The organism is Candidatus Hydrogenedentota bacterium (assembly GCA_035416745.1).
Lineage (GTDB): Bacteria > Hydrogenedentota > Hydrogenedentia > Hydrogenedentales > SLHB01 > UBA2224.
Genome location: DAOLNV010000071.1, coordinates 26,645 through 30,102, shown reverse-complemented (window position 1 = coordinate 30,102; position 3,458 = coordinate 26,645). Strand labels below are relative to the sequence as shown.

3 protein-coding genes are annotated in these 3,458 nt (G+C 60.7%); all 3 read left to right on the top strand.

From position 1 onward, the window contains the following. The first annotated feature begins 282 nt into the window (after window positions 1-282). The 3 genes from PLJ71_17590 (at window position 283) to PLJ71_17580 (ending at window position 3,419) form a co-directional block, all read left to right on the top strand. Window positions 283-495, top strand: a complete 213-nt coding sequence (locus PLJ71_17590) for a hypothetical protein (GenBank protein ID HQM50506.1) — start codon at window positions 283-285, stop codon at window positions 493-495. Beyond that, window positions 483-731, top strand: coding sequence for a hypothetical protein (locus PLJ71_17585; GenBank protein ID HQM50505.1), 249 nt, complete (start codon window positions 483-485; stop codon window positions 729-731). The genes PLJ71_17590 and PLJ71_17585 overlap by 13 nt, the downstream gene beginning before the upstream one ends. Before the next feature lie 111 nt (window positions 732-842). Beyond that, window positions 843-3,419, top strand: a complete 2,577-nt coding sequence (locus tag PLJ71_17580; GenBank protein HQM50504.1) for a hypothetical protein — start codon at window positions 843-845, stop codon at window positions 3,417-3,419. The last annotated feature ends 39 nt before the right edge of the window (window positions 3,420-3,458 follow it).

The window sequence follows — 3,458 nt, the reverse complement described above, 5'->3', positions numbered from 1 at the left end:
GTGCCATTGCGCACCCCCAAGGCCGTCCTTTTTCCGGCTTGATTATACCCACAAAGGGCCTGGCTGGCCACAGTCCGCTTGTCCGTACTCATTCCGGCCCAGCCGGGCAGTGAAATGGGCCGGCTATGGAAGGATGCCAGGGACGGCCCCCGTGCGGCTTCGCGGCGGCCGGGGCCGGTTCTGATTTTCCGCGGAAACTTCTTGCGCCTAAAATTACTTTGTGTTATAAATTACTTGCTCAACACGAAAACCGCGGACCGATAACGTGAAAGGCGGCGCCCAATGATGTTCCTGCGGATAGAACCTCTTCGCGACCCTTTGCTGAACAGTCCCTGGCTCGTGGCGGGGCGGCGCATGGCCCTCGCCGCCCTCGACACGGTCGAACGGATGGTGACGAACCTCCGCACGGCCTTGGAGCCCGTTTGCCCGCCCGGGAAGGGCATTGACCCATCGGACGGCATGTCTGGCGTCAAAGACCGCCGATGGCTTCACTAGGGACGGATACCCATGCGATGGCGCCGTGCGCGGCAATCCGGGGCGTCGACGCGGTTGATAAGGGCGGCTTGCTGCCGGCGGGACTGGCTTTCGTGCCCGTCACCCTTGGCACAACCGCGAGTTTTATGGGATTCTTCCTTCAGGAATCCGTCTTCCGGCACAAGGAACCTCTCGTGCTCGTGTTTCTTGCGGGGACACAGTTGCTGCTCTGCGAATCACGCGGGCATTGCTTATGACGTGGCGGGCGGGTTACACGTCAGGCTGAGGGATACCCATTTCTTGATGAAGCGCGTGTTTACTTTTGCTATATTCACAGGGGTAGATTCTTTCGGTGGGAGGGGGAAACCATGCCTCAGCTTTACAACGGATGTGGAACCTGGTACTACGGCAAGGAAAACGTGCATCTCGAGTGGGGGGCCTGCGAGCACTGCCGCAGGGTCACGACGCTTCTCTCGTACGATACCCAACGCTACATAGTGGGACTTGGCGTGCCATTGATTCCTTTTGGCCGCTACCGTGTCTTGCGGCAATGCGGCGCGTGCACGAAGCACAAAGCGGCCAAGCTTCCGGTCTGGGAGAAGGCCAAGGCCGAGGCTCGTGAAAAGGCGTTGCAGATGGTGCAGAATCCGCCCGATTCGCGGGATGCGGTTGACGAGACTGTTGGGGGCGTGCTCGCGTTTCATGATGTCGACACCTTCAACGAGATCGTGCCTTTTTTGGTCGAGCGGTACCCGAACGATCCCGATATGGTAGGGCTTATCGGCAGCGGCTACCATTTCTTTGGCCGGTTGGAAGAGGCGTCGAACGCGTTGCGCGCCTCGCTCAACGCGAAGGAAGATGTCGCAACGCGCCGCGAGCTGGGTCTGGTGCTCATCCGGTTGCGGCGCGCCGAGGAAGCCCACGAGGTGCTGCGTCCGCTGCTGGCGGCCGGGCAGCCGGAGAATCTGTGGCACTGGTTCTTGCTGGCGGCCGCCTACCAGGCCAACGGCAACCACCGAGCCGCTCTCGACCTGGTAAGCGAGGCAAACCGGCTGTATCCCGAAACGGCCTCGGAAAAGGAATGGAAGGCATTTCGAAAGACTTCCGAAAAGCATCTGGACTCCGGGAAACCGGTCGTCCCCAAGATTCTGCAGACCGACACGCAGCAGGTGCGGGAATCGAACGCGCCGATTGCACGATTTGCCGGGCCGGTGGTGGTGTTGGCGCTTGTGATCGGGTTTGCGGTGTGGTCTTACTACACGAGCCAGCACCATAAGCTTTTCCTCGTGAACGGTCTTGATCGCGCGTATGACGTTCAGTGGGACGGCGAAACGTACAAACTTGCCCGCAAAGGGGTCCTGCCTCTGGAGACCGACGAGGGCCAACACACGGTTGCCGCTCCGGACATCGGCCTTGATGCCGAGAAGATCACGATCGACGCCAACGCGTTCTCGCGGCCGTTCGCGAGCCCGATCTTCGTCGTTAATCCCGACCGGGTCGCCCCCATCATCCGTGAGATGCTGGAATATGTGGACGAATCGGACGCCAGCGAGGAAGCCGATTACGAGTACGATTTGTTCGTGGGCCTTTTCCACAAGATCAACAAGGTCAACTATACGTTCGAACCTTTCCCCCAATCCGTCATGGGCGAGGAAGGGTCCAAGACGACCCGGACCCGCGTGGGGCTGGCGCAGGACTGGTCCCCGATGGATGTCTATAGGGCCTTGGCTATCAAGGGGCGGGCGGAGGAGGCGAAGGATTATCTTCTTCGGCGCTTCGAGCATCAGCCGGACGAGGTTGACGCTCTGGCGTTGCTCGGCTCGGTTCTACAGGCAGACGAGTATCTGGGTGTGTTGCGTGGCAAGCTCGGTGCGCGGCCGGTCCACGTCGAAGTGCATCGCACGTATCAGGAGTTCATGGAGCGGTCTCATCCCGACCACGATCTTGTCGAAGAGTATGCGGCTTATCTTGCGGCTGAGCCCGGCGATGCGTCGTTGAAGTATTTGCTTGCGCGTGCGCGGCCCGTTCCGGACGACGAGACGCTCAGATTGTTCCGGGAAGCGTGCGAGGCGCAGCCGCCGTGTCCGTACGCGTATCATGCGCTTGCCACGTATCATCTTTCAGAGGGCCGTGCAGCGGAGGCCCTGGAACTCGCCAATCGCGCGTGTGAACTGCAGCCGGGCAAGCCTGATTTCAAGGCCAACCGGCGATTGGCGCTGATCGCGAGCCGTTCCTGGGAGGGCCTTCTCAAAGACGTCGAAAGGGAGCCGGCCGGCCCGGATGCCAGCGTGGTCGAATTATCGGTCGAAACGATGGCCCTTGCGGCCTTGGGAAAACCCATGGAGGAAATCGAGCAGCAGATCAATCGGACGGTAGCGGGTTGGCGCAGGGCGGGGCTGGACGAACAGTACGCGAGTGCCCTCGTGGCGGTCTTGAAGGCGGATGCGGCCTATGTGCAGGGCGACTTGGAGGGCTTCGGCAAGTATGCCGCTGATGCCGGTCAGGGTCTCGAGAGTTTCGCGGCAGCTCTGACATCGGGAGACCTTGAGAAAGCGCTGGGTGCCATCAGTGCGGATGAGGACCCCTCGCCGCGTGACTTCCTCCTTGTGTACCTGTTGGCGGACATGAAGAACGATGCTGCCCGCGCCGAGGAGTATCTCGGAAAATGGATCGAAATGTCTCGGGAAGGGACGCCATTTCAGCGGCGTATCGCCGCATGCCTGTCCGGGGAAAAACCGTGTGTTCCGGACGAGATTTCGGTTTACGGCCAGCCGCTGGAGGATATGGCGGCTCTGTTTACCGTTCTCGGGGTCAAGTTTCCTGAACATTGTGATGCGTTCTTTGCCCGTGCACGGGTGCTGAACTTCAATCCGCAGTTTCCGAACCGTTTTCTGGCCGGGATATTGGATTCTGCCACGGAGCCGTCGGCGCCCGTGTCGCAGTAGAGGCACCTGGGTAAACCGGTTGTTGTGGGGCCGGCGCCC

What these genes read in the sequence shown, in the direction of transcription:
- PLJ71_17580 (HQM50504.1), top strand. Translation starts at nt 843, where the DNA reads ATGCCTCAGCTTTACAACGGATGTGGAACCTGGTACTACGGCAAGGAA.
- PLJ71_17585 (HQM50505.1), top strand. Translation starts at nt 483, where the DNA reads ATGGCTTCACTAGGGACGGATACCCATGCGATGGCGCCGTGCGCGGCA.
- PLJ71_17590 (HQM50506.1), top strand. Translation starts at nt 283, where the DNA reads ATGATGTTCCTGCGGATAGAACCTCTTCGCGACCCTTTGCTGAACAGT.